Source organism: Alkanindiges hydrocarboniclasticus (assembly GCF_001982605.1).
Lineage (GTDB): Bacteria > Pseudomonadota > Gammaproteobacteria > Pseudomonadales > Moraxellaceae > Alkanindiges > Alkanindiges hydrocarboniclasticus.
The window spans coordinates 13,284-37,280 of record NZ_MLCN01000047.1 but is presented as its reverse complement, the minus strand read 5'-3'; the positions used below and the strand labels follow the sequence as shown (position 1 = coordinate 37,280).

The following is a 23,997-nucleotide window of genomic DNA, read 5'->3' as shown; positions in this document are numbered from 1 at the left end:
TTATATTACTTTTATTTGGCATAGGATCAGGACTAGGAATATGGTGGTTTATTACCAATAAAATCGAGAAGCAGGACTAGTTAAGTGAATTTAATACAGAAATCAAATATATGGTTTAGCAGATATTTTGTTGCTGGCCTAATCATAAGTGTTATAGCTTATTTCATGATCCAAACGCCGGATACAGCTTTTGGCCAGATGATTCTGAGAACTTATTCCATGGTTGGAATCGTTTTAATTTTTTGTAGTAACGTATGCTACTGTTTTAAGCAAATTCCCATGCGTTTAAAATCGATTCAATTCATTTTCAGTATATTAACCTATATAACCATTTTCTGTATCTTAAGTTATTTTGGAAGTTATTTATTTCAAGGGTATGGTACAGATACTTCTGACAAGACAATGAAAGTGGCCAATATTCTAGCCTTAACTTTCCTAAGTATCTGGTACATCATTCAAAAATTTCATTTCATTTGGCTTAAGAAACAAATTTCATTTTAGTAAGGGTTAGGGAATAAAAATCTTGAGATAAAATAAACTGGAATTATTCCAGTTTTTTTATCTCAAGCGTTATGCCCTACTTCTGCCGCCTCTTAATTTCTTGATGCGATCAAAATTATTTTCAACCTTAACAAGCTGGTCTACTCGTAGGTAAACAACGCCGGTAAAAAGAATAACTAAAATTGTCAAAAATTTTATTGGACTCCAAAAATAATTGCCTGTAAGAAATAGTGCAGCGCTGTTCATAGATGCGCCAGTTTCAAAGCCACCGGCATACGTTTTACTGGTGACTGTAACTAATTCGCCGTAGGCAGTTTTTTCCATTTTATAGAGTAAATCGGGTTTTACCTGAAAACCAATATCCGTTAATGGTAAATCCCTTAATTCATCAAGATATTTTACTAGCTCTGTTTTGGCAGTGGTAGTTTGATTATTACTTAAGCCAGTTTTACTTATCAGATCGGTTGCAGACTGAGCATAGTAATATAGAAACAGGGGTCTGCTGATTTGCCCTTTTTCCAGAAGATAATCCAATTTTTTAAAATCATGAGATTTTAGAATAGCCACTGCTGGGACACTTAAAAATTTTTCTTCAGGGCTTACGGCCTTTTCCGGATTAGGATTTTCTATAGCCGTTGACGTTACTGGTAGCCTAAATTCCGAAATATTAGGGGTATCAAAGTTAAATGAATTACCCATTAAAGGATTAACGTAGGAGTGATCTGTATTCCAATAAATAACGCAAATTATTACATTGGCCACAAGAAGGATGCCCGATAGGATTACACCCCATTCATATTTACTTTGGTTCTTTTTCTTTTCCAAAGATAACTCACCCTTCAAGTGATCCAAAGAATAGTTCATCGCCAGCCCTCTTAAATTATTATGAGAAAATTTGTTTTAGTTTTGGTCATTGATGACATCAATCATAATTTTACTTTCCTGATCACGTACTGCCAGTAACTGTTTTTCAACTTGGTCTTGTTTGATTTTGGCGTCCTTATGGGATTTGGCCAGTTCCTGATGCACCAGTTGCATCTGTTTGCTTACGTATTCAATGGTCTCAGGGGCAACTACGGTTTGTGTATTAGCCTTAAATGTTTCGACAGCATTAATACGGATATTGTCAGCGAATTGCTTCATCATATTATTTGTACCTTCATTAATGATTTTCGCTGTTTCAACTGCTTCTTTATGCTGCGTGGTAGTGACTGTCAACATCAGCTGCTGTTCCCATAGGGGGATCGTTGAAACCATAATATCTTCGTATTTATCGATTAGAAGGTGATTGGTTCCCTGTAGGATGCGGATAGCCTCTTGTGTCTGGGTGGAAACTAATTGCCTGATTTTAAAATCAGTGATGCGTTTTGAGAGACGGCCTTCAAGATACACTAAGTCTGCTATCTGGGCTTTTAACTCTGGTGTTTGTTCAAGTGCTGCCAGAACCTTCATTTGTTTCTGCTGTTCGGCCAAATTGATTTCACCAGCAATGATATATATTGAAAGGTATTTGTATTCATCAATACAGTCCTGATACATATTTTCAAGAACATCGACCAGCTTGGTTAACTCTTCATATTTGATCGAAATATTTTCAACGAGACGTTGTACCTGAGTTTGGGTTGATTCAAAACGGCTGATGAGGTTATTCCGGCTGGAATAGTAATGACTTAACTTGGTACCAATGATCGGGATGCTTTTAATGAATTGTCCAGTTTTGTCCTGCTGTGTGGCTGAAACAATGACAGTCAATTCCTTGCCTATAGAACTTAAATCATTATTCTTAACCATTTCCAGTAATTGTGAGTTATTGGATTTGGACTGAATATTAAGATTGCTACCAAAACCCGCAATACTCTTGGAGTCCAAAGGGTTTATTGATTCAGCTATTTTCAGGATTTGTTCATGATCAGCATCCTGAATGGTGAACTGATTTTTTTTAGCAGCATCTTGAATCTTTTCAATCTGGTCACGGGTAATAAGGGTTGCATTAGTCATTGCTGGCTCCGGAAATTTTAGTTTGCAGTATTAGGGGTATTAATTTGCAGTGCATTAATCAGGCTCTGCCGACGCTCATTAAGTTCGGTAAAACTTGCACTACTGACCACTTGGGTGTCCTGAATGGATTGAATGGTTTGACGCCATAAGGGATAAAAGACAGTTGTTGCTTCGTAGAATCGGTCTAGGGTTTCAATAATCATGACCCGATGGATTTTGATTTGTTCAACGGTCATTTCCATGGACGTTTTGGATGTGATCAGGCCGTTAATTTTTTGGGCGAAGCGTTTAAAGAATTGCTCTTCCAGCTCACTTTTATGCTGTAAAAGATAATCGGAACCGGCCTTAATATGGCAATTCAGTATAATTATTTGCTGCTCAGCCCTGTTGATCTCGTTATCAAAGTCGTTAACCCTATCAGAGGCCATCTGGGCAGTTTTATTGCATTCCAACAGGTAAAAGCTGACTTCCTCCATCCTTAAATAAAATTGGCTATTTGCATTTTAGGGTGGGATTTTTATAAATCTCACCTTATTTTTAACTTAACAAACTCTAATTTTGCAATCTAAGGTTGAAACTACTTGAGCTAATCATTTTTAAAATTTGCATTATAAGGTTGAGAAATCTACGTTTATTGCATAATATTTAACTATTGCAAAATAAGGTTGAAAAACAAAATGGCTTCTGCACCAAACAATACTGAATCGACACTGGCAAGTTTTATTTGGAACAATGCGAATGATCTTTGGGGGGATTTTCCGCATACAGAGTTCGGTAAAATCATTTTGCCCTTTACGGTATTAAGACGTTTGGAATGTGTACTTGAACCAACGAAAGAAGCTGTTCTCAATACTTATGAGCAATTTAAAGATCAAGGGATGGCGCTTGACGATATTCTTACTAACGTAAGCGGCAATCCATTTTATAACAAATCGACTTATAACCTTTCCAATTTAGGCGGTACAAAAACTAAAGCCAACCTTGAAGATTACATTTCTAATTTTTCTGAAAACGTGCGTGTGATCTTTGAACAGTTTGACTTCAATACAACGATTAACAAGCTTTCTAAAGCGAATTTACTGCTACGCATTTGCAATAATTTCGCTGCCATCGACTTACATCCGAATGTTGTTCCTGACCGCACCATGAGTAATGTCTATGAGCATTTAATCGCTAGATTTGGTGCAGAAGTCGGTACGGGGTCAGAGGACTTTATGACCCCCCGTGATATTGTACATTTGGCAGCGACTTTATTGCTTGAGCCTGATAATGAGCTATTTGAACAAAAGAATGGTTTAATCAGAACTATCTATGATCAAACGTGCGGTACATCGGGCTTCCTAACCGACATGATGAACTATGTAGATGGCTTTAAAGACCGCTATAAAGTTGCCCCTGTACTTGTACCCCACGGACAAGAATTACAGCCTGAAACTCATGCGGTCGCATTGGGTTCAATGCTGCTCAAAAAACTAGAATCTGACCCAAGCCGTGATTTATCGCAAAATATTAAATTGGGCAGTACCCTCAGTAATGACTTATTTGCAGGACAGCGTTTCCACTATCAATGCTCTAACCCACCTTTCGGTATGTCATGGGCGAAAGATGCCAGTGCAGTTCAATTAGAGCATAAAGAAAAAGGCTTAAATGGGCGTTTTGGTGCGGGTTTACCTAAAGCAAGCGATGGTTCTATGCTGTTTTTGCAAAACCTGATTTCAAAATTAGAATTGCCTGAAAATGGTGGTGGTCGTGGTGCAATCGTACTTTCAGGTTCGCCACTCTTTAACGGTGGTGCAGGGTCAGGTGAATCTGAAATCAGACGCTTTATTTTAGAAAATGATTATCTTGAAGCAATTGTGGCATTGCCGACTGATATTTTCTTCCGTACAGGTATTGGAACCTATATTTGGTTGATCTCAAACCGTAAACCTGAACAGCGCAAAGGCAAAGTACAGCTCATTGATGCTACAGGCATGGGTTCATCTATGCGCAAAAATGAGGGCAACAAGCGCAAGTTTATTGACCAAAATTCGATTGATGAAATTAGCCGTATTTATGCCGACTTTGAACAAAGCTCAGTCAGCAAAATTTTTGACTATACCGATTTTGGCTATCGCCGAGTCAAAGTGTTACGTCCTCTACGCATTGATCTTCAATTTGATGCGGAAAAACTGGAATTGTTTAAAGCATCGAAAGAGTTTGGCAAGTTATCAGACAGCGACCAAAACACGGTATCAGCTTATATTGAGCAGCAATTTGGTGACAGTAAAGACTATGCTTGGTTTGAGAATACATTCCTGAAAAATCTACCACTTAGCAAAGTCAGTAAGGGCTTAAAGAATGCTTTGATCGCTGCGTTTGGGGTGCAAAATCCTGATGCCGAAGCCGTTGAAATTAATGGTGAAGTGCAAATGGACAGTGAACTTACCGATTACGAGAACATCCCACTCAATCAAGATATTGCTGCATATATGGCAAAAGAGGTACTTCCTCATGCGCCTGATGCGGTAATTGATACCAGTTATACCGATGCCAAAGATGGTCAAGTCGGTGTAGTGGGTTATGAAATTAACTTTAACCGTTATTTCTATGTATTCGAGCAGCCACGCCACCCAAATGAAATTATGGCGGAGATCAAAGAGTTGTCTGCCGAAGTCGCACAATTGCTTGGGGAGATTTAAAGATGCAATTTAAACAATACCCAAGTTATAAAAATAGCGGTGTGGAATGGTTAGGGGATGTACCTGAACATTGGTCTGTTATTCCAAGTAAGTTCTATTTTATTGAACGTAAAGAGAAAGCAGAAAATACAGATAAACAACTAACAGCTTCTCAAAAGCACGGAATTATTTTCCAAGAAGATTTCATGGCCGAAAACGGTCGTGTCATGGTAGTAATGAAGAACCCTGAAATTCTAAAAAAAGTTCGTCCAAATGATTTTGTTATTAGTATGCGCAGCTTTCAAGGTGGACTTGAACTGAGTTATTTAGAAGGTTCTATTAGTTCTGCTTATGTAATGCTAAAGCCAAATTTGAATGTGGTTGATATTGAATATTTTAAATATTTATTCAAGACACCAAGATATATTCAATCTTTACAGTCAACGTCAAACTTAATACGTGATGGTCAAGCCTTACGTTTTAATAATTTCTCTCAAATCAAATTAGTTCTGCCACCAAAAGCCGACCAAGAAAAAATCGTTTCATTTCTCGACACCGAAACTGCCCGAATTGACAACCTTATTGCCAAGCAAGAAAAGTTAATTGAGCTTTTGGAAGAACAGCGTAAGTCGATTATTTCTCATGCTGTGACCAAAGGTTTGAACCCAAATGCACCCATGAAAGACAGTGGTGTGGAATGGTTGGGAGAAGTGCCTGAGCATTGGCAAATTTTGAAATTGAGACAGCTTGTAAAATTAGAAAGTGGATTAGCTCTGCCTCTAAATCGCATTAATCCTGATGGAAAGTATCCCGTTTATGGTGGTAATAATATAAGAGGGTTTACCGAGAATTTTAACATGAAGGGAGATTATATACTTGTTGGACGGCAGGGTTCATTATGTGGAAATATCAACTATGCTTCGGGAGAGTTTTGGGCAACTGAACATGCAGTTGTTGTTTATCCTAAGAAACCAGTTAGTCTTACTTTTTTAGGTGAATTATTACGCACAATGAATCTGAATCAATATTCAATCGCTTCTGCACAGGCAGGTTTATCAGTTGACAGAATATCCAACATATACACTATATATATTCCCTTTGAGGAACAGATTCAAATAGCTAAAAAAATAGATCATGAAAATTTAAAAGTAGATAAACTTATTTCAAAACAACAATCCTTAATCGAAAAACTTAAAGAATATCGTGCTTCGATTATCTCCCATGCCGTTACAGGTAAAATTGACGTAAGGGAGTTTGGCGCATGAATTTTTTAGCAAACACTATCTAAAGCCAATATGGGAATGCCTGATTTATGGCATCAAGCCCCGTTTTGGCAACACGCATTACAACAGAATTAAAAATTAGGGGAATCGCATGAATATTTTGGCAGACAAAGCCCATTATGAAAGTCACTTAGAAGCCTATATTGTGCAAAAACTGCAAGCGCAAGGTTGGGTGGTTGGGCAAAGTAAAAATTATCATACCGAATATGCACTCTATCCCGAAGATTTAATCACATGGATTCAAGCAACACAGCCTGAAAAGTGGGAAAAACTGCAAGCACTGAATGGTAGTAATACCGAAAAACGCATCATCGATCGCTTGGATGATGAACTGAATAAGAAAGGTACAATCCATATCTTTCGGAATGGCTTTAGCATGGCGGGCGCAGGCACAATCGACCTCAGTGAAAGCGCACCCGAAGATGGACGCAATCAAGCTGTCATTGACCGCTACAACGCCAATATCCTACGTGTTGTTCCACAACTCAAATATCATCCATCCAAAGACGCAGGCATTTTGGACCTTGTGTTCTTTATTAATGGCTTGCCAATGGCAACGGTAGAAATTAAGACCGAGTTTAACCAGTCTTTAGAAGATGCCATTGAGCAGTATAAAAATGACCGTAAGCCGATAGACCCTAAAACAAGACGTAAAGAGCCATTGCTAACACCCAAGCGTGGTGCAATTGTGCATTTTGCCTTGTCTGAATCTGAAATTGCCATGACCACCGCTTTAGATGGTGAAAGCACCTATTTCTTGCCGTTTAATAAAGGTAATCAGGGACATGCAGGCAACCCCCCTGCGGATTCAGCCAAAGGTGAAGATTATCCAGTGGCGTATTTTTGGGATTATGTTTGCCAACGTGATAATTGGCTGAAAATTTTCCATAATTTTGTCTACGTGGAAAAGAAAAACAAAGTCGATCTATATGGTAATTGGACGGTACAGGAACGCCTGATTTTCCCGCGTTATCATCAGTTTGATGCGGTGAATAAAATTATTGCCGATGTGCAAGAAAAAGGCGTAGGACTGAATTATCTATGTGAACACAGCGCAGGCTCAGGTAAAACCTCTACGATTTCTTGGGTGTGTCATTCACTGGTACGTTTGCGTCACAATGACGGTACACCGTTTTATAACTCCGTCATTGTCGTCACTGACCGAACGGTACTGGATGACCAGTTACAGGAAGCCATTCAACAATTAGACCATCAGAAAGGCTTAATTGCTGCAATTAATCGTGATGACAAAGAACATGCAGGCAAATCGAAAAGCAAACAGCTTGAAGATGCACTGTTGTCCAATAAACAGATCATTATTGTGACCATTCAGACGTTCCCGCATGTGATGGAAGCGATTCTGACCAATACCAGTTTAAGCGACCGTAACTACGGTATTGTGATTGATGAAGCACATACCTCGCAAACAGGCTCAACAGCATCTAAACTGCAAGCGACATTGGCATTGCAGTCGGGTGAAGCAATGGCTAACCTGACTGTTGAGGAATTGCTTGAGCAGATTCAAAAAGCGCGTGTACAGTCCAAAAACATCAGTCACTTTGCCTTTACTGCAACTCCAAAACACTCGACTAAAATGCTGTTTGGGCGCACTAAAAATGGTGAGCCTGCCAGTGATGATAACTTGCCTGAATCCTTCCATCTATATCCGCAACGTCAAGCCATTGAAGAAGGCTTTATTTTAGATGTACTGCAAGGCTACGTGCCTTATAAAACAGCTTTTAAACTTGGCGGTGAAGCTGTTGATGATGATAAACGGGTCAATTCTAAAGCAGCCAAGAAAGCCTTAGCCCGTTGGATGGCTTTACACGCGACCAATGTCACGCAAAAGGTGCAGTTTATTATTCAACACTTTCACCACAATGTTGCCAATTTGCTTAATGGTCAAGCCAAAGCCATGATCGTGACCAGTTCACGCCCTGCGGCAGCACGTTATAAAATTGCCTTGGAAAAATATATTGAAGATAACCCTGAATACAGTGCCTACCGTGTCCTGGTGGCATTTTCGGGTAAGCTCACGGGCAAACAGATTAGCCATGAAGCAGATGGTGATACCGAAAACGGGGCGCTATTTCAAGTTGGTGAAGATGCTGAATTTACCGAAGCCAATATGAATGCCGATGCACCTAATTCTGATTTACGCATCGCATTTGACCGCCCTGAATATCGTTTAATGGTAGTGGCGAATAAATTCCAAACAGGTTTTGACCAACCCAAACTCTGCGCCATGTATCTTGATAAAGTCATTGCCAATGAGGTTGAAGTGGTACAAACCTTGTCACGCTTAAATCGTACCACCACTGGCAAAGATCAAACCTTTGTAATTGACTTTGTAAATGACCCTGAATGGATTTTAAAGTGCTTCAAAAAGTACGATAACGGGGCAACAATGGTGGATGTACAAGACCCGAATGTGGTTTATACCATCAAAGATAATATTGAAGAACTTGATCTGATTACCGAAGATGATTTGGAGGAGTTTAAAGCAGCTCGTTTTAAAACTATCCGCGATATTAGTAATCATGATTTCAAAGAAACCACACATCCCGACCTGTTTAAAGCAACCGATCGTGTCGCCCGCCTGTTTAACCAAAAACTGAAAATGCTCAAACAGGCGATTGAGCTACAGGAAACCGCATTTGATCAAGCCAAAGCAGACGGCAATGATGAAGGCGCAGAAAAAGCGGAATTTGAGCGCAAGCAGTTAGACGTAGAATTACAAACCTTGATGCGCTTTAAGGGCAATTTGGATAAGTTTAGCCGTATTTATTCCTATGTGGCACAGCTTATTGACTTTGGCGATCCTGAACTTGAAAACTTCTCGGCATTTACCAAGCTCTTATCCAAACGATTAAATGGTATGTCTGCTAAAGAAATTGATATTTCAGGCTTGGTACTGACTGGCTTTGGCATCTTTAAAAAGAAACTTAAAACCGATGATACCGATCATCCCGAAGCGGATGAACCTCAACCTTTAGCCCCCATCCAAGGCACAGCGAACGGTGACTTACAGCCAAACAAAATGACTTATCTCAAAGAAGTGATCGAGCTGATTGCTCAGACCTTTGGGGATATTTCTACCCGTGAAGAACAGGTGGTGTACATCAATCATTTAGTAACCATTCTACGCAATAACGATGTAGTGATGGCTCAGATTGAAAATAATCCTGAATCCACAGCCTTGCAAGGTAATTTGCCATCAGCAACGAAAGGCGCAATTATTCAAGCACTGACCTCACATCAAGACTTATCAGCATTGTTGCTCAAGACCGATGCACAAGCGATGCAGAATGTGATCAAGGTGCTGTATAAATTGCTTAAAGATGGTGAAACCATTGATGTGCATCGTCTAACATAACGGAGTATTGGAATGATTGATATTCTGCAACTGGAAGGTGTACAGCCGATAGATTACCGTAATGAAGATGGCTGTATTATGATTACCGTACAGTCAAGCGGTGAGCATTTGGAAACATGTCCTGAATGCAGTGGACGCTTATATAAGCACGGTCAGCGTATCAATCATTTTGCTGATACCCCCTTGCAGATGCAGCCAGTAAAAATTGAGGTGATACGAACACGCTATCGCTGTTCTGAATGCAAAAGCATGATTACCCCTCAACTCAGCTTCTTAGATGAAAAACGCAGAGCGACCCATCGGCTGATTCAGCAAGTACGCAAGCGTTGCTTAGATCGAACTTTCACACAGCTTGCCGAAGATACGGGTGTAGTCGTGAACACCATTAAAAACATTACGCTTGATTTCGTGGAGGAATTAGAACGTGATGTAAAGTTTGAAACTCCAACGATTATGGGTATTGATGAACTAATGCTGATGGGTTCATATCGTTGTGTCATTACTAACCTAGCGATGAACAGCTTATATGATATGTTGCCTGAAAGAACTCAAGATACATTGATACCATACTTCGCCAAACTGCCTGATACAGACAAAGTAGAATGGATTTGTAGTGATATGTGGCGACCCTTCAAAAAGTCATTCCGTCTGCACCTACCAAATGCCAAGTTGGTTATTGATAAGTTCCATGTGGTGAGAATGGCAAGTGAAGCTTTAGACACTGAACGTATAGCTTTACAAAGTAGTTTGGACCGTGATGCCCGACTGAATATGAAAAAACATTTACGGTGGATACTGCTTAGACGACCAAATTCATTGACCGAAGATCAACAAAGAATTTTAGGAAATTTAGAAAAATGGCATCCTGAATTTAAGGAAGCTTATGACCTCAAAGAGCAGTTTTATAATATTTATGAAGCAACAACCAAAGACGATGCCATACAAAGGTTTCATGAATGGGAAAGCAGTATTCCCAAATATTTAAAGTCTTTCCGTGACGTTGCTAAAACTGTGAATAATCACTTTGAGGATATATTTACCTATTGGGATGCGCCAATAAGAATTACCAATGCTTATACTGAGGGGCATAATGGTATTACAAGGGTCGCAAATCGAATGGGACGAGGATATACCCTTGAGGTGCTTCGAGCAAAAATGTTATATAACAAAGTGGCTCGATCTATTACAACTTTAAAGACTCCATCATCTTCATTAAAATCAACCGAAGGTTATGAGGGTTTAACTGCATTTCCAACCAAGCAAGAGAAAACTAAGTTGGAATATGGCGCTTATATTCCAACCTTGGTTGAATTGTATGGCGGTGATGAATATTTAGATGAAGAACTAATTTCAACCATATAATGCAAATAGCCAAAAGATCAAGACTTACCATCCACTAATACGGCATCGGAAGTTAGCACCAACGAGCCTATTTCTGAGGGTAGTATGCCCTCTGCTGAATTTAATGGTATTGAAGATGAAACTGAAGACCTTCATTTGTATCTTGATCGTTTCTCAGCATTTCAACAAATGATTGATTTGTTTTGTGAAGAGCATCCTGTTAAAAATTTTAGATTTCAACTCCATAAACTACCCAACATTCAAGGTCACTCCAAACATATAAAAACTGATGGAAATCTTAGATGTGTGGCAGAAGTTAGTTTTCAATATAATGGCCAAAATATCGTGATCTTAGAAGTAGATACATCCGATAATAAAAAACCTCTTTCGACTCGTGTTTTGTCACTTAAAGACATGAATCAATGGAACCAAACTGATCGTGCCAAAGTTCTTGAGCTTGTCGTCACTCAATGTTTGCGTTGGCCAAAAGGCATCTTTAAAAATATTAGCTCTAAAAATAGTACGTTAAACCATCCTAGAATGGACAGTAAACGTCAGAAGATCTCAGAATCTGAACTAAAAAACTGGTCAACTAGACTTAGTACCATCTTCATCAATAAAAATAAAAACTGAGATTTCACAGTTATAGAGAATCTTAATTAAGATTAACTTGCCCAAATATGCCTAATAATTTAAGCTGCTCTTCATTATGTTAGATTTCTTTAAAATTCATGGAGTTCAATCTTTTAAATGGGTGAGTTGAATATCAATAGATACATGACTGCTGATGAATATGAAATTGATATTCTTCAAGACTCTCCCCCGAAGGATGAGTACGTTCAAAGAATTTTAGATAAAATGATTTCTGAGTATGCCATTACTGAAACTCCAATTAATGTCGATTTTAGAAAACTTGTTTATTGGTTAAAAGCTGGTGATCAGTTGACACATCAAATTCACCCATACCCTGCAAAGTTACTTCCCCACATAATTAATTTTTTTTTAAAAGCTCATACTAATTTAAAAAATAAAATTGTGTTAGACCCATTTTGTGGTTCAGGTACAGTAGCTTTAGAATCATCTATGCAGGGATTCTTACCCTTGGTTGCTGATGCAAACCCTTTTGCCTTATTAATTGCTAAGGTGAAAACAACACCTTATTCGATTGATAAATTAATAAAAATTAAAGAAAAAGTTCTATTAAAAGCTAAAAGATACAACAAAGCCACTTCAGTTGATGTCGTGAATTCACATCTATGGTATTTACCAGAACATAAAACCAAATTAGAAATTATTTTAAGAGCTATAAACGAAATTGACGAAATCGATGAAAAGGACTTTTTCAAAGTTTGTTTTTCATCTTTGGCAAAAAAAATTAGCTTTGCAGATCCCGCCATTAGTGTTCCTGTACGTTTAAAAACTAAAGAAAAATTTTCAGAAGTCACCAATCAGCGAATTCAAAAGAGATTAGACTGGATACAAAATCTTAATGTCATAAGAGAGTTTGAAAGCAATGTAGATGCAAATATCGAGCGAATTAGACAAACTAATGCTCAATTTCCTAAAAGAATTAGTGCCTTAAAGGTTGGGATAGATGCTAGGGATATTTTTAAAGATTATAATCTAACTACTAAGATGCCAGATAATTCAGTACCACTAATTATTACTTCTCCACCATATGGCAGTGCACAAAAATATATAAGATCTACTAGTCTTTCATTGAACTGGTTAGGCTTTGCTCCACCTCAAGGACTGAGATCTTTAGAAGAAAAGTCTATAGGTAGAGAACATCTAATATCAGAACCCTTGTGCTTGGACAGAGGGAATCTACCAGAAAACTATAAGTGTCTTATTGAGAAAATAGCTCAAACTAATAAAACTAGAGCTAGAATTACACAAAAGTATCTTATCGAAATGGAACAAGTGTCGCAGGAGCTTTCACGAATCTTAGCCCCCAAAGGACGTATCGTCTTCGTCTTAGGCAATAATCAGGTATGTGGTGAAACACTAAGAAACGATGAGTTTATGACTTATTGTTTTAAAAAATATGGGTTACAGTTGAAACTGCTTCTTATCGATGATATTAAATCTAGAGGGTTAATGACAAAACGTAACCGAACAGCATCAATAATTTCTCGTGAAACCGTTTTAGTATTTGAAAAGTAAAAATATGACTGACTTTTTTTCCAGTGCTGATTATCTAGAAATAGAATCTAAGTTAAAGATTTTAGCTTCAGATATATGGGATAACGCAATAAAAATGCCACAGATTGAAGTATGGCTATCTCAATTTACTGGACAGATACTGAGTGAAGAAGAAGAAAAGCTATACATGACTTTAGCTCTCTCAAAGTTTATATTTTTTAGCCAGCGCATGATTAGAGAAATGCTAATATCTCTGTATCGTGATTATTTTCGTACACCTATTATTCATGAACTACGTAAAGCAAACCATCACACCACTAATTTTGAAGTCTTGAATAATTTATATAATGAAGAATTAAAATTATCACGTTTTATCAGTGTAGGAAATCCTGCCGAAAGTGGAGCACATTTATTATATATTTTTAGACAAGTTAATGATTTAAAAAAATTTTTATTCAGAGATCTTTATCATGCATTTAGTGCTGAATCAGATGAAAATGGTAAAATTAAATGGATTGCCAGAGACACTAATATTAAACGATATGTTTTTTTTGATGACTTTGTAGGAGGGGGAACACAAATAACAGGCTATTTAAAAGATACTCTTGCGAATATTAGAGAAAATAATCCAGATATTCAAATTAGTTTCATATCAATATTTTCTACGACTCAAGGTTTAGAAGTTCTTAACGATCCTAATGTGTTTAATGGCAATGCTGTATGTCTTTTTGAACTAGATGAGAGTTTCAAAAGTTGCACTTCTGGAGCCAGATATTTCAAAAAAGTTGAGTGGTTTAATATGGAAAAATTTAAAAAAATAATCGAACATTATGGCTCTCCTCTTTATTCAAATCCATTTGGTCATAGTGATTGTGAATTATTAATCGGATTTTCTCACAATACTCCTAATAATACTTTACCAGTCTTTTGGAAAGACGGTTATATACCTGAAATGAGTAATTCTTGGTTTCCTATTTTCAAAAGATTTGAAAAAAATTATGGCTCTGTGAGATCATGAATATGATAAATTCGAATCCCTTCTCATTTGCAAAAGCATCAGATTATTCTGACGAAGAAATTAATAAACTCTGGATCGATATAAGTGACAATTTTGTTGAGGCTGTCATAGAACCGACTCTAAGAAAATCCAAATTTATTTTAGGGGGTAAAGGGACAGGAAAAACACATTTACTTCGTCATTATTCTTATAATGCAACAAAATTAAGAAATTCAAATTTAACTGGCTTAGCTATTGTAAATCAACATCAGTCATTAGGTGTATTCTTAAGAGCAAATGCATTAGATGCGAGTCGGTTCATTTCCTTAAATGATATCGATACCTCAAAATGGCAACAACTCTTTGGTGTTCATTTAGAACTGAAATTAGCTGAAGACTTATTATCGATATTAATCGATATAGAAAAAACTACACCTAATGTTAAATTTAATAATCATGATTTTATCAAACTATTATCCACTTATGTTCTCAATGAAGATGAATTTTCAAGTCTAATTGATCTAAATTCTGTTAAAAATTGGATTCATCAACAGTTAAAAGCTATTGATAATGCAATTAATGCTTATGCATTTACTAAATCCTTAGATATAATTCCACCATTTTCGCTAGGTACTTTTTCTATAAAAATTAAAAATGCAATAGATATTTGGCATCCTTCATTTAAAAATATACCACTCCTTTATTTAATTGATGAAATAGAAAATTTTTATACTGAAAGTCAACAAGAGATTATTAATACCCTAATTAGATATAGCTCTGGTAGTGTTACTTTTAGAATAAGTGGCAGGCTTTATGCTCTTAAAACATATAGTACCATTGGAAAAGGTGAAGAAAACAGAGAAGATGTTGAATTTAAAAAAACATATTTAGATGATATTCTTCAAGAAGTTTCAAACTACAAAGACTTTGCATATTCATTTGTTAAAGAGCGATTAGTTTATGAAAAAATAATTGACAGTAATGATTTCAATTTATCTAACTGTTTTGAAAAAGTTAATAAAAATAATCATTATGAACAATTTATTGATTATTTAAACTTTAAAAGTGAAAAAGATTTAATGTTTATTAATAATTTTATTGAAACTCTTAAAGAAATTCCTAACATTATAGAACCTAATGACGTTGAGGAATTATTAAATATTTTAACTAATGATTTTTCAATAATTTTAAAAAAGCATAATATCCTTAGATTTGCAAAAGAATATAAAAGCAATGAATCTTATTTAGTTACAGCAAATAAAATCAAAAATGATTGTACTTTATTTATTAAAGATCCTAGAGATCCTAGCATTAAGTCTTATAGAGATTCATATTCTAGTTGGAGAAAGGACTTAATTGCTCAATTAAATAAAGAGTCTTCCAAACCCATGATTTATGCTGGTCTTGATACATTTATTGAAATGTCATCTGGCAACCCTCGAAACTTACTTAGTATTTTAGGTGCATCATACGATTTAGCAAGATTCAAAAATATAGATTTTATTAATGGAGAACCATTATCTATAGAAGACCAAAGTAAAGCTGTTCTAGACTCTGCGAGATTTATATTTGAACAGGATTCAAATTTTGGAAGGCCTTCAGATCTTGCTAGAGATGCTGTTAAAAATATATGTAAATTATTACGTGTAGCTAGATTTGCTTTAAATATTCCAGAAGTTTCCCCATTACTAATTAGTTTTTCAGATGAAGAATTAACAAAACAATCTAAAGAAACTCTACAAAGTGCACTAAATTACTCATTTATATTTGAAATCAAAAATGGAAGACCTAATAGGAATAATTTGAAAATTAATCGAAAATTCTCTCTAAACCCAATGATTTCACCCATTTATGGTCTTCCCATTAGTAAACGTGGAGATATTGGTCTACCATCCAATGTAGTAAATGCTATCTTTGATTTTAATCGATTTAAAGAATTTGAAACTTTATTAAAAAATTACACAACTAAATGGAATCAACCATTTACTAAAGATGAATCGTCTTTAGCGCATAGTGATCTCTTTAACTTTTAAGTTTAATATTTATGTTTGATTATTCTATTTTTTATACTCGTCCAATTGAATTTACAGAAATTTCAGATTCTCTTCCAACCTTTGATATCTTTATCTCTGCTTTTAATAATAGCGAAAGAGTCAAAACATTATTTGACTCTATATCTTCTACTAAAAAATTTTGGCTAGTCCATCCAGAATATCATTTTAATAAAGATGAAATACCTGACGCAGAAATAAATGAAGTAATCATTCCATCTGAAATAGCTGATATTGTTCAAGTTAATGAATTATTAGTTAGAATTGGGGATTTAAGTGATAAAAAAATTTGTATCGATATCACTGGTTTTATGCGACATGTCTTAATATTTTTAGTGGCTTCTTTAAAATATAAAGGTGTAGATAAATTCACAGCAATTTATTCTGAACCAAAATTTTATTCTGATGGAGATAATACAAATTTTAGTACAACAACTTCATCGATTGTTAAATCGATAAGCGGTATTTCTGCCACATCGAACTCTGAATTTAAAGATCATTTAATAATTAACATTGGTTATGATCATAAAATGCTATCACAAATAGCATCTTACAAAGATGGTGCAACGTATCATCCCATATTCTCATTTCCATCATTAAGCGCTGACATGTATCAACAAAGTTCTATGAGAGCAGCTTTAAGCGGAAGTATTACTCAAAATTCTGATTGGATAACTAAAAGAAAATTTTCTCCTGCTAATAATCCATTTGCTACAGCCCAAGTTATTAGTGACTTGGTTAAAGAGCTAGACCTTAATTTTGACGGAAAAAATAATATCTATTTAGCCCCTCTTTCAACAAAAGCTCAAACTTTAGGTTTCGCCATTTATTGGGTATTAGAAGGCAGAGACAGAGGTATTACTATTTTATTACCAGAATGCTTAAGCTATTCGCGTGAAACTTCTCAAGGATTAAAAAGGCTATGGTCTTATGAAGTGGAGCTCAATGTTTAGTATACTGGTAACAATCTTGTAGGCGAAATTTTTAAAGCATCAGCCAACTCATAAATTTTTTCTAAGGTAGGATTAACTTCTCCTCTTTCAATCCGCCCTAGATAACTCCGATCCATGTTATAGAGCAATGAGAGATGGATCCGGAAATTTGAACAACTCCTATAAGTGATATTCTGCTCCTCAAATGATGTTATAAACATCAATATATGGAGTATTTTATGGCACGTAGACCAAGAAGAAATCATTCAAACGACTTTAAAGCTAAGGTAGCACTTGCTGCGATCAAAGCAGAAAAAACACTTGCTGAATTGAGTTCTGAGTTTGATGTTCATCAAAACCAAATTATTGACTGGAAAAATCAATTGATCTCAGCTTCCTCGCAAGCTTTCGATCAATCAAAAGCTCCATCAGAACCCCCCATTGATCTTAAAAAGTTACATGCAAAAATCGGTGAGCAGGCATTAGAAATTGATTTTTTAGAAGGTGTGTTGAAGAAACTGGGCCGCTTCAACCACAAAAGTTAATCGATCACTCACTTCAGATTTCAGTATCTAAACAGGCTAAGTTACTGAAAGTCTCTCGTGGTTGTTATTATTATCGCCCAAAACCTGTTAGCTCATCAGATCTGAAACTGATGCGATGTATTGATGAATTACATATGCAATATCCTTTTGCAGGCAGTCGTATGATGCGTGATTTGTTGAATCGTCAAGGGCATCATATAGGACGACGTCATACACGTACTTTAATGAAGAAAATGGGTATTCAGGCGTTATATTGCAAACCAAATTTAAGCCAGGCTAATCAAGCTCACCGTAAATATCCATATCTGCTCAAAGGGTTGGCTATTCTGCGCAGTAATCAAGTGTGGTCTACGGATATAACGTATATCCCTATGGCAAAAGGCTTTGTTTATTTATGTGCTGTGATTGATTGGCATAGCCGCAAGGTACTTGCGCATAGGGTATCGATTAGTATGGAGGTGGATTTTTGTATTTCGGCTTTAAATGAAGCAATTGAAAAATATGGATCACCTGAAATATTTAATACAGACCAAGGCAGTCAGTTCACCAGTGATGCATTTATTGATGTATTGAAATCAAATGGCATTCAAATCAGTATGGATGGTAAAGGTCGATGGATTGATAATGTGATGGTTGAACGATTATGGCGGAGCGTTAAATATGAAGAGGTGTATCTCAAAGCTTATAGCAGTGTCACAGATGCGAAAAAGCAATTGAGTGCATATTTTGAGTTTTATAATTTGAAACGACCTCATTCGAGTCTAGACAAATTGACACCAAATGAGTTTTACTATGATCAGCTACCCCAACAAAACAAGGTGGCTTAACTAGAGCGGAATATCACTTATAAATACGCTTTTAGTTGTTCAAACAAGTGGGACCACCTCTATGCCAGTTGCTCTTGTGACATGTTTTTTTCTTTTCTATATTTTCGAACCAATTGCCCAAATTGAATAGTAAGTTCTGACATAAACATTCAAATGCTTAAAAAACAGAACTATCACTATTTGAGGACTATATATCCACGGACTATAATCCTCTTTTTAAGTTTTCTAGTCTTTCATCATGGTCTTTCCTAGATTCCGGATTGGCCAATATTGTATAAGCTGTCTTTATGTTGTCCAAAAGCTCGTTTAACTGATCTGCTTCTGCCTGATCCTCTACATCATTAAGCTGGCCAGTGTATTTTTTTTCCAAGGCCTTGTAAGCAGAATCAATAATCTCAGGGGATGCATTCGTAGAAATCATTAAGGTTTCATAATGACTCTGCATATAAAGTTCTACTTATAACAATTGTTTGATGTATGAATTAAATCATAATTAATATTGAATTAAAAAGGATAATGCTCTTTTAATTCTAAAAGTTTTGAAGCACTAATGTTAGAGATATCGTTATTAATTATTTCATTTTTTTTGTAAGGCATAAAGAGGCGTGTACTAAATGAAATGTAAGGGTTTAAGCTTTCTTTATAGCGGGCAATTGCAAGCATGGTAGGAAGGAACTGTTTTATTGCAACGCCATCAGTTGCTAGTTTTCGATAAGCCTTGAGTGGTGAATTAGCAAGGTTAGCTTTAAGGACTGATTGCTTATACATTGCACCAAAATAGATTTTTTGGATGGCAAAAAGTTTGACTGACGTGGCAGGGTTGGATAAGGAATGATAGAAATTGCGTAGGCTTTCAAGGTATTCATTATCTTTGTTGATAATGGCGGTCGCAGGAAATGGAATACCTGTTAAAAACTTTACAGCAAGACGGGCAATGTCAGAATTTAAGACTTGTAAGTTAGCTGTATTATTTCCCATGGCATTCTGGGTAAAAAAGTCGTATCCAAGCATTAAATCATTCAGGCTCTGGTTACCGTCAACGGGATAATCAAATTCTATAGGATTTCCTTGTTGGTCTCTTCCTTGAATCTTTTTTAACGTTTGAGCGATCGTTGCTGAGGTGATTAAATTTCCATCATTAAATATCTGGATTATCAGCTCACCTGTTTGGGGCATGCCAGTGGTTGTTATATTGTCCAGTGCACTAATGATAAAAGTTTTGTTCTCTTCACGCTGTTGTATGTTGGCTTCAAGAATATCCATAATAATCTCAGCTTGAACAAACTCTGGCTTATGGATATTACCTTCAACTATAGCCTGCCTGATATTGATATGTGCAAAACAGGGTAGTAATTCAATTTCTGGCGAAGTGCTGACTGTTTCAGTCCAGTTTGCACGATAACGGGGCACCTGATCATTGCCCATATCCAAGAAAGTAGCCCTGTCGCAAAAAAGATATTTGGCATGGCGCTTTTGAATCTTGTCAGCTAAGGAATCCCGTTTTGACACCATTTTTTTTGCCTTTTCAAGTGCTAGGCTATCACTTAAATTGCGATTTGTGATTTTTAATTCTTTGGCCATCTCGTCAATGTTGTTTAAACGTACCCTGACTGGCTGCAAGGTGTCGAGACGTGTAGCAAGAATATAAGGTGTATGCGCATCGTCAAATTCTAGTGAGGTAATGTCAACAAAGAGCTGGCAGGTTTTGAGCGTATTCTGTTGGCTTGCCTTTGACTTTAGATTTTCAAAGTTTTGCATTAGGCCGTTATGTTCGTTGTGCAGTGACATAATAATTTTTGGTAAGTAAAAAAGCATTAATATATATTGCCTTTTTAATTTTACAAAATCCAATAATAACCTTGCGTGTTACTTAAATACAACTCAACCATCATACGATTGTAGCTGTCAGGTTAGGCAAATTGAAACTACAGCTTACTAACTTAGTAGAAATAAATAAGGCCTGAGTATAGCAGGCCTGCTTTTTATCAACTGGCTAAAATCCACCCTAGCATTAAGCTTGGGACGATAGGGTGGTTGCCATTGATTTAATCTGTGTCATATAGGGATCATCAGCTGCTTTGGTAGAGGGATCATAGGAAATCGCAATCAATACTGCGAAAAAGGGGATTAGTACATAAAAAAATAAGCGTGACAAATATGCCAATATGCGTTTTTTTGAAATCAGATCATAGACTGCAAGTATGGCTGTCATTGCTAATGTTAGCCATGTGATAAGGGTCATATAATACATTGCAGTAATTTCAGGGTTAGTAAAATCAATCATGAGAATTACGGTACTATAAGCAAAGAAGATCGTTAAGTATCCAAAGCCGGAGCGAATTTGCCATTTATACTTGCGCAGGACTTCCTTGAAGTCTTCCAGTGTCATATTAGCTTTCATATTTTTTCCCTCTGATCTATGGTCAAAAACAGTCTTACTGTCTGCAATATAACCTAGATTATTGAAATTCTTTATAATCCAGATTTTAATTTATTAATTATTGCAAAAGTTATGTTAATTATCCCAGATTTTATGTTTGAAATTTACCCTTCAAGATTAGGTAACTTAATAAATAAAAAATTAATTGATATAGTAATTATTTGCTATAGTTAATCAATCTATTAAATTAATGCTGTCTTGCTGGAGATTGAATTGGACTGGCTGGAAATTGCTAGACAACTTGAAAAACAGGTTTTGGTTCATTTGGCTTTAAATAAAGTCAGGTTTGATGAGCTTCCCGAAATGGCTCAAACCCCTTCAGCTAGCATAATTGCATTGGTGTGTGGAAGTCTTGAGCTTAAAGATGTACCCATTCATGTACAAACGCCGGCACTGGTTCTACTGGCCATGCAAATGAAAAAAGATTTTGAATCAGTTCCGCACCCTCTTGCCGACTGGGCAGTACATCATTTGCAAACCCCGATTCTATCTAAAATTCCTGCTAAAGCGATGATTAAACCGGTTTGGCTCAAGGCGGTAGCGATAGATGCAAAAAATATCAGGTTTATTGCTCCAGAGATTTTAAATCAGCCGGATGAGTTAACTGATCTGGTTGTGGCAAATAGTGCTGTGTTAACGCATATACCTGAACACTTAATTACTAAGGAGTTATGTTTCAAAGCTTTTTACAGTCATCACTTCTCACTCAAGGATTTGCCTCCTCGATATATTTGCCATGAAATTGCCGTAAAAGCATGTTCAAAAAAGGCCTCTAATTTTTTATATGTTCCGGAAATTATAATTAGTCGTGATCTTGTCAACATCATGGTTAGTAAGGCTAGTAGTGAAGAAATGTTGGAAGCTTTTAGGCATTCGCCAAAACATTTCTTAGAGGAAAAAGTGCTGGCCAAAATATTATGCAAGAACATTAAGGTTATTCGCTTAATTGAACCCAAGCTTTTAACCAAAGCCCTTTTTCTACAAATTGCTCACGCCATCCAAGAGTTTTCATATATTAAATATATGCCAGCATCAGTTTACGATGAAGAACTATGCCGAGAGTTAATTAGGATTAACTATCGTTTTTTAGAATTTATTCCACCTGAATTCAAGCGCATGGAACTTTGTCTGCAAGCACTAAATCATGATGGCCAAGCGCTGGCTTATATTCCAAAAGTGCTTCACAGCGAGGCCTTATATGAAGCTGCATTGAAAAAAAATGGTCTGGCTTTGAAACATATTCCGATGCCATGGCGGGATATGGAATTACCAACCTTGGCAGTTTCACAAAATGGCTTGGCGTTAGAGTTTGTGCCGGATGATTTAAAAACTTATGACATGTGTCAAAAGGCAGTTTCATCAAATCCCAATGCCTTTTACTGGGTTCCCGCTGTATACCGCAGCAAGGAGCTGGTTAAAAATGCGGTCACATCCAAGCCTGAAATATATGAACATTTGCCGCCCTACCTAAAAACATATGAGCTTACTGAACTGGTATTAATGCTGGATCAGCGTATGGCAGCCTTTGCCCCTGATGCTATGCAATATAAAAGCGTTGGTGAGCTGATTTAAATGAACGACTTTGATCCAAATGAAGTGGCACATCAGTTTTTACTAGCCTGCCTAAATGAAAAATTGGTCGTTGATGATGTAGTGATGACCGGTGCACGGGTTCGATGCAGGGTGGAAGGGGATAAGCCTGGTCAAAAATCAGGGTATTACAAGGCTTATGGAGATGGATACCCGAATGGAAAAATATGCAACTACAAGACAGGTGGTAGCGTTGTTATTTGGAGATACCAGCCAACTGAACAGGACAAGGATAAATTCTTCGGCAACCAGCGTTCCATGTCTGTGACGCAACGGGAGCAGCATCAAAAGCAACTGGAAAAATTACGGTTAGAGTCTGAAGAAAGGGCACAAAAGAAAGCCAAGGAGTCTCAGGCTTTTCTTGCTCGTAAGGCACATGAAGCTTTCGCTGAATTTAAAGCGACCTGTGTTACTGCTACTAGTCATTCCTATCTTGAGCATAAACAGGCTAATGCTTATGGCATTTATATAGCGAGTAGAACACTTAAGATTGTTAAGGAACTGGAAAAAGACCCGTCAAAGATTCATCAATACTTGCCCAACGGGTCACTTGTGATACCAGCCTATAACCTGACAGGAGAATTTCAGAGTTTTCAGTTTATTAGTGAGGCTAAGCAAAAGGGCGCGCCAGAGCTAATCTTAAGTTGGCATGGTTTTACCTATAACAAAGAACAAAAAACGATTAATGAGTATCTGATCCGCCAGATACAGCAAAGGAAATTTATTAAATCCTTTCGCAGTGAAGCACCCAAGTCTGGCTCGGTTTTCATCCTTGGGGAGGGTATTGCACAGGCTGAGGTCATATTGCTGTGCGAGGGTTATGCCACCGGAGCCACGTTACATCACTGTACAGGGCAAACCACACTGGTCTGCTTTGACATAGAAAACCTGTGTGTCATTGCACGGCAGCTACGTGCCCTGTATCCCCACAAGACCATCTATATCTGTTCTGACAATGACCACCTCAAACCGCGTGAGCTGGATCATCAGGGTAAGCCTAAAATCAATGTCGGCCTGACCAGAGGCCTTGCGGCAAGTCATGAAATAAATTCACTGGCCATAATGCCTATATTTCCGTTTGACACATATGGTTCAGATTGGAATGACTTATATGCACTATATGGAGCCAATGCAGTCAAGGAGCAATACCATTTGCAGATCAGTTTTTATAAAAAGGAAAAATGCAGTATTTTTGAAAATGAAAATCGGTTGAGGTTATTGATCAATTACCTACAAAGCCATTACCCAGTGGTGTTTATGAGGGTGCAAGCACAGCAATTGCAAAATGCGTGAGCGTTAAATTAGAAAAAC

Annotated in this window: 19 protein-coding genes and 1 pseudogene; 12 read left to right on the top strand and 8 right to left on the bottom strand. The window is 36.8% G+C overall.

The window, feature by feature from the left end; genetic code table 11:
• Nucleotides 1–570 precede the first annotated feature (570 nt).
• From BKE30_RS14245 to BKE30_RS14235, 3 genes are read right to left on the bottom strand one after another with little or no spacing between them, the layout of a single operon-like run.
• Nucleotides 571–1,365, bottom strand: coding sequence for a hypothetical protein (locus BKE30_RS14245; protein ID WP_076879230.1), 795 nt, complete (start codon nucleotides 1,363–1,365; stop codon nucleotides 571–573).
• A 36-nt stretch (nucleotides 1,366–1,401) separates the two neighbouring features.
• The gene (locus BKE30_RS14240; RefSeq protein ID WP_076879229.1) at nucleotides 1,402–2,499 is read right to left on the bottom strand and encodes a toxic anion resistance protein; all 1,098 of its coding nucleotides are present in this window, start codon (nucleotides 2,497–2,499) and stop codon (nucleotides 1,402–1,404) included.
• 17 nt (nucleotides 2,500–2,516) lie between these two features.
• Complete coding sequence (locus tag BKE30_RS14235; protein WP_143253775.1) at nucleotides 2,517–2,927, bottom strand: hypothetical protein; 411 nt, start codon at nucleotides 2,925–2,927, stop codon at nucleotides 2,517–2,519.
• 249 nt (nucleotides 2,928–3,176) lie between these two features.
• On the opposite strand from BKE30_RS14235, the gene BKE30_RS14230 reads away from it, so the two are divergent.
• The 9 genes from BKE30_RS14230 to BKE30_RS14190 all read left to right on the top strand — a co-directional run bounded on the left by BKE30_RS14230 (nucleotide 3,177) and on the right by BKE30_RS14190 (nucleotide 17,305).
• On the top strand, nucleotides 3,177–5,180 hold the full coding sequence (locus tag BKE30_RS14230) for a type I restriction-modification system subunit M (protein WP_076879227.1): 2,004 nt from the start codon (nucleotides 3,177–3,179) through the stop codon (nucleotides 5,178–5,180).
• A gap of 2 nt (nucleotides 5,181–5,182) precedes the next feature.
• Entirely contained in the window at nucleotides 5,183–6,424 is a 1,242-nt protein-coding gene (locus tag BKE30_RS14225; protein ID WP_076879226.1) for a restriction endonuclease subunit S, read from the top strand.
• A 109-nt stretch (nucleotides 6,425–6,533) separates the two neighbouring features.
• Entirely contained in the window at nucleotides 6,534–9,818 is a 3,285-nt protein-coding gene (locus BKE30_RS14220; protein ID WP_076879225.1) for a type I restriction endonuclease subunit R, read from the top strand.
• A gap of 12 nt (nucleotides 9,819–9,830) precedes the next feature.
• The gene (locus tag BKE30_RS14215; RefSeq protein WP_076879224.1) at nucleotides 9,831–11,180 is read left to right on the top strand and encodes an ISL3 family transposase; all 1,350 of its coding nucleotides are present in this window, start codon (nucleotides 9,831–9,833) and stop codon (nucleotides 11,178–11,180) included.
• A gap of 84 nt (nucleotides 11,181–11,264) precedes the next feature.
• On the top strand, nucleotides 11,265–11,792 hold the full coding sequence (locus tag BKE30_RS14210; protein WP_227518416.1) for a Tn7-like element transposition protein TnsE: 528 nt from the start codon (nucleotides 11,265–11,267) through the stop codon (nucleotides 11,790–11,792).
• 117 nt (nucleotides 11,793–11,909) lie between these two features.
• A complete protein-coding gene (locus BKE30_RS14205; RefSeq protein WP_076879223.1) occupies nucleotides 11,910–13,325 on the top strand; it encodes a DNA adenine methylase in 1,416 nt (471 codons plus the stop codon).
• 4 nt (nucleotides 13,326–13,329) lie between these two features.
• Nucleotides 13,330–14,322: a phosphoribosyltransferase-like protein gene (locus BKE30_RS14200; RefSeq protein ID WP_076879232.1), complete on the top strand. Its 993-nt coding sequence runs from the start codon at nucleotides 13,330–13,332 to the stop codon at nucleotides 14,320–14,322.
• On the top strand, nucleotides 14,319–16,334 hold the full coding sequence (locus tag BKE30_RS14195; protein WP_227518415.1) for an ORC-CDC6 family AAA ATPase: 2,016 nt from the start codon (nucleotides 14,319–14,321) through the stop codon (nucleotides 16,332–16,334). Before BKE30_RS14200 ends, BKE30_RS14195 begins: the two co-directional genes overlap by 4 nt.
• Nucleotides 16,335–16,345: 11 nt before the next feature.
• The gene (locus tag BKE30_RS14190; RefSeq protein WP_076879222.1) at nucleotides 16,346–17,305 is read left to right on the top strand and encodes a hypothetical protein; all 960 of its coding nucleotides are present in this window, start codon (nucleotides 16,346–16,348) and stop codon (nucleotides 17,303–17,305) included.
• Here the strand turns inward: BKE30_RS14190 and BKE30_RS14185 are convergent.
• The gene (locus BKE30_RS14185; protein ID WP_076879221.1) at nucleotides 17,302–17,505 is read right to left on the bottom strand and encodes a helix-turn-helix domain-containing protein; all 204 of its coding nucleotides are present in this window, start codon (nucleotides 17,503–17,505) and stop codon (nucleotides 17,302–17,304) included. The two genes, BKE30_RS14190 and BKE30_RS14185, sit on opposite strands and share 4 nt — an antisense overlap.
• 18 nt (nucleotides 17,506–17,523) lie before the next feature.
• On the opposite strand from BKE30_RS14185, the gene BKE30_RS15775 reads away from it, so the two are divergent.
• Nucleotides 17,524–18,656, top strand: a protein-coding gene (locus tag BKE30_RS15775) for an IS3 family transposase (RefSeq protein ID WP_227509860.1) whose coding sequence is annotated in 2 segments (ribosomal slippage) — nucleotides 17,524–17,776 and nucleotides 17,776–18,656 — 1,134 coding nt in all. Because the reading frame shifts where the segments join, the coding sequence is not laid out codon by codon here.
• Between the two features lie 62 nt (nucleotides 18,657–18,718).
• Here the strand turns inward: BKE30_RS15775 and BKE30_RS16550 are convergent.
• The 4 genes and pseudogenes from BKE30_RS16550 to BKE30_RS14155 all read right to left on the bottom strand — a co-directional run.
• Nucleotides 18,719–18,805, bottom strand: a pseudogene (locus tag BKE30_RS16550) (helix-turn-helix domain-containing protein); the annotation flags it as partial.
• 53 nt (nucleotides 18,806–18,858) lie between these two features.
• Nucleotides 18,859–19,101: a DnaJ domain-containing protein gene (locus BKE30_RS14165; RefSeq protein WP_083698599.1), complete on the bottom strand. Its 243-nt coding sequence runs from the start codon at nucleotides 19,099–19,101 to the stop codon at nucleotides 18,859–18,861.
• A gap of 59 nt (nucleotides 19,102–19,160) precedes the next feature.
• A complete protein-coding gene (locus BKE30_RS14160; RefSeq protein WP_076879219.1) occupies nucleotides 19,161–20,471 on the bottom strand; it encodes a hypothetical protein in 1,311 nt (436 codons plus the stop codon).
• Between the two features lie 196 nt (nucleotides 20,472–20,667).
• The gene (locus BKE30_RS14155; protein ID WP_076879218.1) at nucleotides 20,668–21,057 is read right to left on the bottom strand and encodes a hypothetical protein; all 390 of its coding nucleotides are present in this window, start codon (nucleotides 21,055–21,057) and stop codon (nucleotides 20,668–20,670) included.
• 252 nt (nucleotides 21,058–21,309) lie between these two features.
• Between BKE30_RS14155 and BKE30_RS14150 the strand changes: the two genes are divergently transcribed.
• Both BKE30_RS14150 and BKE30_RS14145 read left to right on the top strand, forming a co-directional pair.
• Nucleotides 21,310–22,668 carry a DUF4116 domain-containing protein gene (locus BKE30_RS14150; protein ID WP_143253773.1) on the top strand — a complete coding sequence of 453 codons (1,359 nt, stop codon included), beginning with the start codon at nucleotides 21,310–21,312 and terminating at the stop codon, nucleotides 22,666–22,668.
• The gene (locus tag BKE30_RS14145) at nucleotides 22,669–23,979 is read left to right on the top strand and encodes a toprim domain-containing protein (protein ID WP_076879216.1); all 1,311 of its coding nucleotides are present in this window, start codon (nucleotides 22,669–22,671) and stop codon (nucleotides 23,977–23,979) included. It abuts the gene before it with no gap.
• The last annotated feature ends 18 nt before the right edge of the window (nucleotides 23,980–23,997 follow it).

What these genes read in the sequence shown, in the direction of transcription:
- BKE30_RS14230 (WP_076879227.1), top strand. Translation starts at nt 3,177, where the DNA reads ATGGCTTCTGCACCAAACAATACTGAATCGACACTGGCAAGTTTTATT.
- BKE30_RS14195 (WP_227518415.1), top strand. Translation starts at nt 14,319, where the DNA reads ATGAATATGATAAATTCGAATCCCTTCTCATTTGCAAAAGCATCAGAT.
- BKE30_RS14155 (WP_076879218.1), bottom strand. Translation starts at nt 21,057, where the DNA reads ATGAAAGCTAATATGACACTGGAAGACTTCAAGGAAGTCCTGCGCAAG.
- BKE30_RS14240 (WP_076879229.1), bottom strand. Translation starts at nt 2,499, where the DNA reads ATGACTAATGCAACCCTTATTACCCGTGACCAGATTGAAAAGATTCAA.
- BKE30_RS14205 (WP_076879223.1), top strand. Translation starts at nt 11,910, where the DNA reads ATGGGTGAGTTGAATATCAATAGATACATGACTGCTGATGAATATGAA.
- BKE30_RS14215 (WP_076879224.1), top strand. Translation starts at nt 9,831, where the DNA reads ATGATTGATATTCTGCAACTGGAAGGTGTACAGCCGATAGATTACCGT.
- BKE30_RS14190 (WP_076879222.1), top strand. Translation starts at nt 16,346, where the DNA reads ATGTTTGATTATTCTATTTTTTATACTCGTCCAATTGAATTTACAGAA.
- BKE30_RS14165 (WP_083698599.1), bottom strand. Translation starts at nt 19,101, where the DNA reads ATGCAGAGTCATTATGAAACCTTAATGATTTCTACGAATGCATCCCCT.
- BKE30_RS14185 (WP_076879221.1), bottom strand. Translation starts at nt 17,505, where the DNA reads ATGTTTATAACATCATTTGAGGAGCAGAATATCACTTATAGGAGTTGT.
- BKE30_RS14160 (WP_076879219.1), bottom strand. Translation starts at nt 20,471, where the DNA reads ATGCTTTTTTACTTACCAAAAATTATTATGTCACTGCACAACGAACAT.
- BKE30_RS14235 (WP_143253775.1), bottom strand. Translation starts at nt 2,927, where the DNA reads ATGGCCTCTGATAGGGTTAACGACTTTGATAACGAGATCAACAGGGCT.
- BKE30_RS14245 (WP_076879230.1), bottom strand. Translation starts at nt 1,365, where the DNA reads ATGAACTATTCTTTGGATCACTTGAAGGGTGAGTTATCTTTGGAAAAG.
- BKE30_RS14145 (WP_076879216.1), top strand. Translation starts at nt 22,669, where the DNA reads ATGAACGACTTTGATCCAAATGAAGTGGCACATCAGTTTTTACTAGCC.
- BKE30_RS14225 (WP_076879226.1), top strand. Translation starts at nt 5,183, where the DNA reads ATGCAATTTAAACAATACCCAAGTTATAAAAATAGCGGTGTGGAATGG.
- BKE30_RS14210 (WP_227518416.1), top strand. Translation starts at nt 11,265, where the DNA reads ATGCCCTCTGCTGAATTTAATGGTATTGAAGATGAAACTGAAGACCTT.
- BKE30_RS14220 (WP_076879225.1), top strand. Translation starts at nt 6,534, where the DNA reads ATGAATATTTTGGCAGACAAAGCCCATTATGAAAGTCACTTAGAAGCC.
- BKE30_RS14200 (WP_076879232.1), top strand. Translation starts at nt 13,330, where the DNA reads ATGACTGACTTTTTTTCCAGTGCTGATTATCTAGAAATAGAATCTAAG.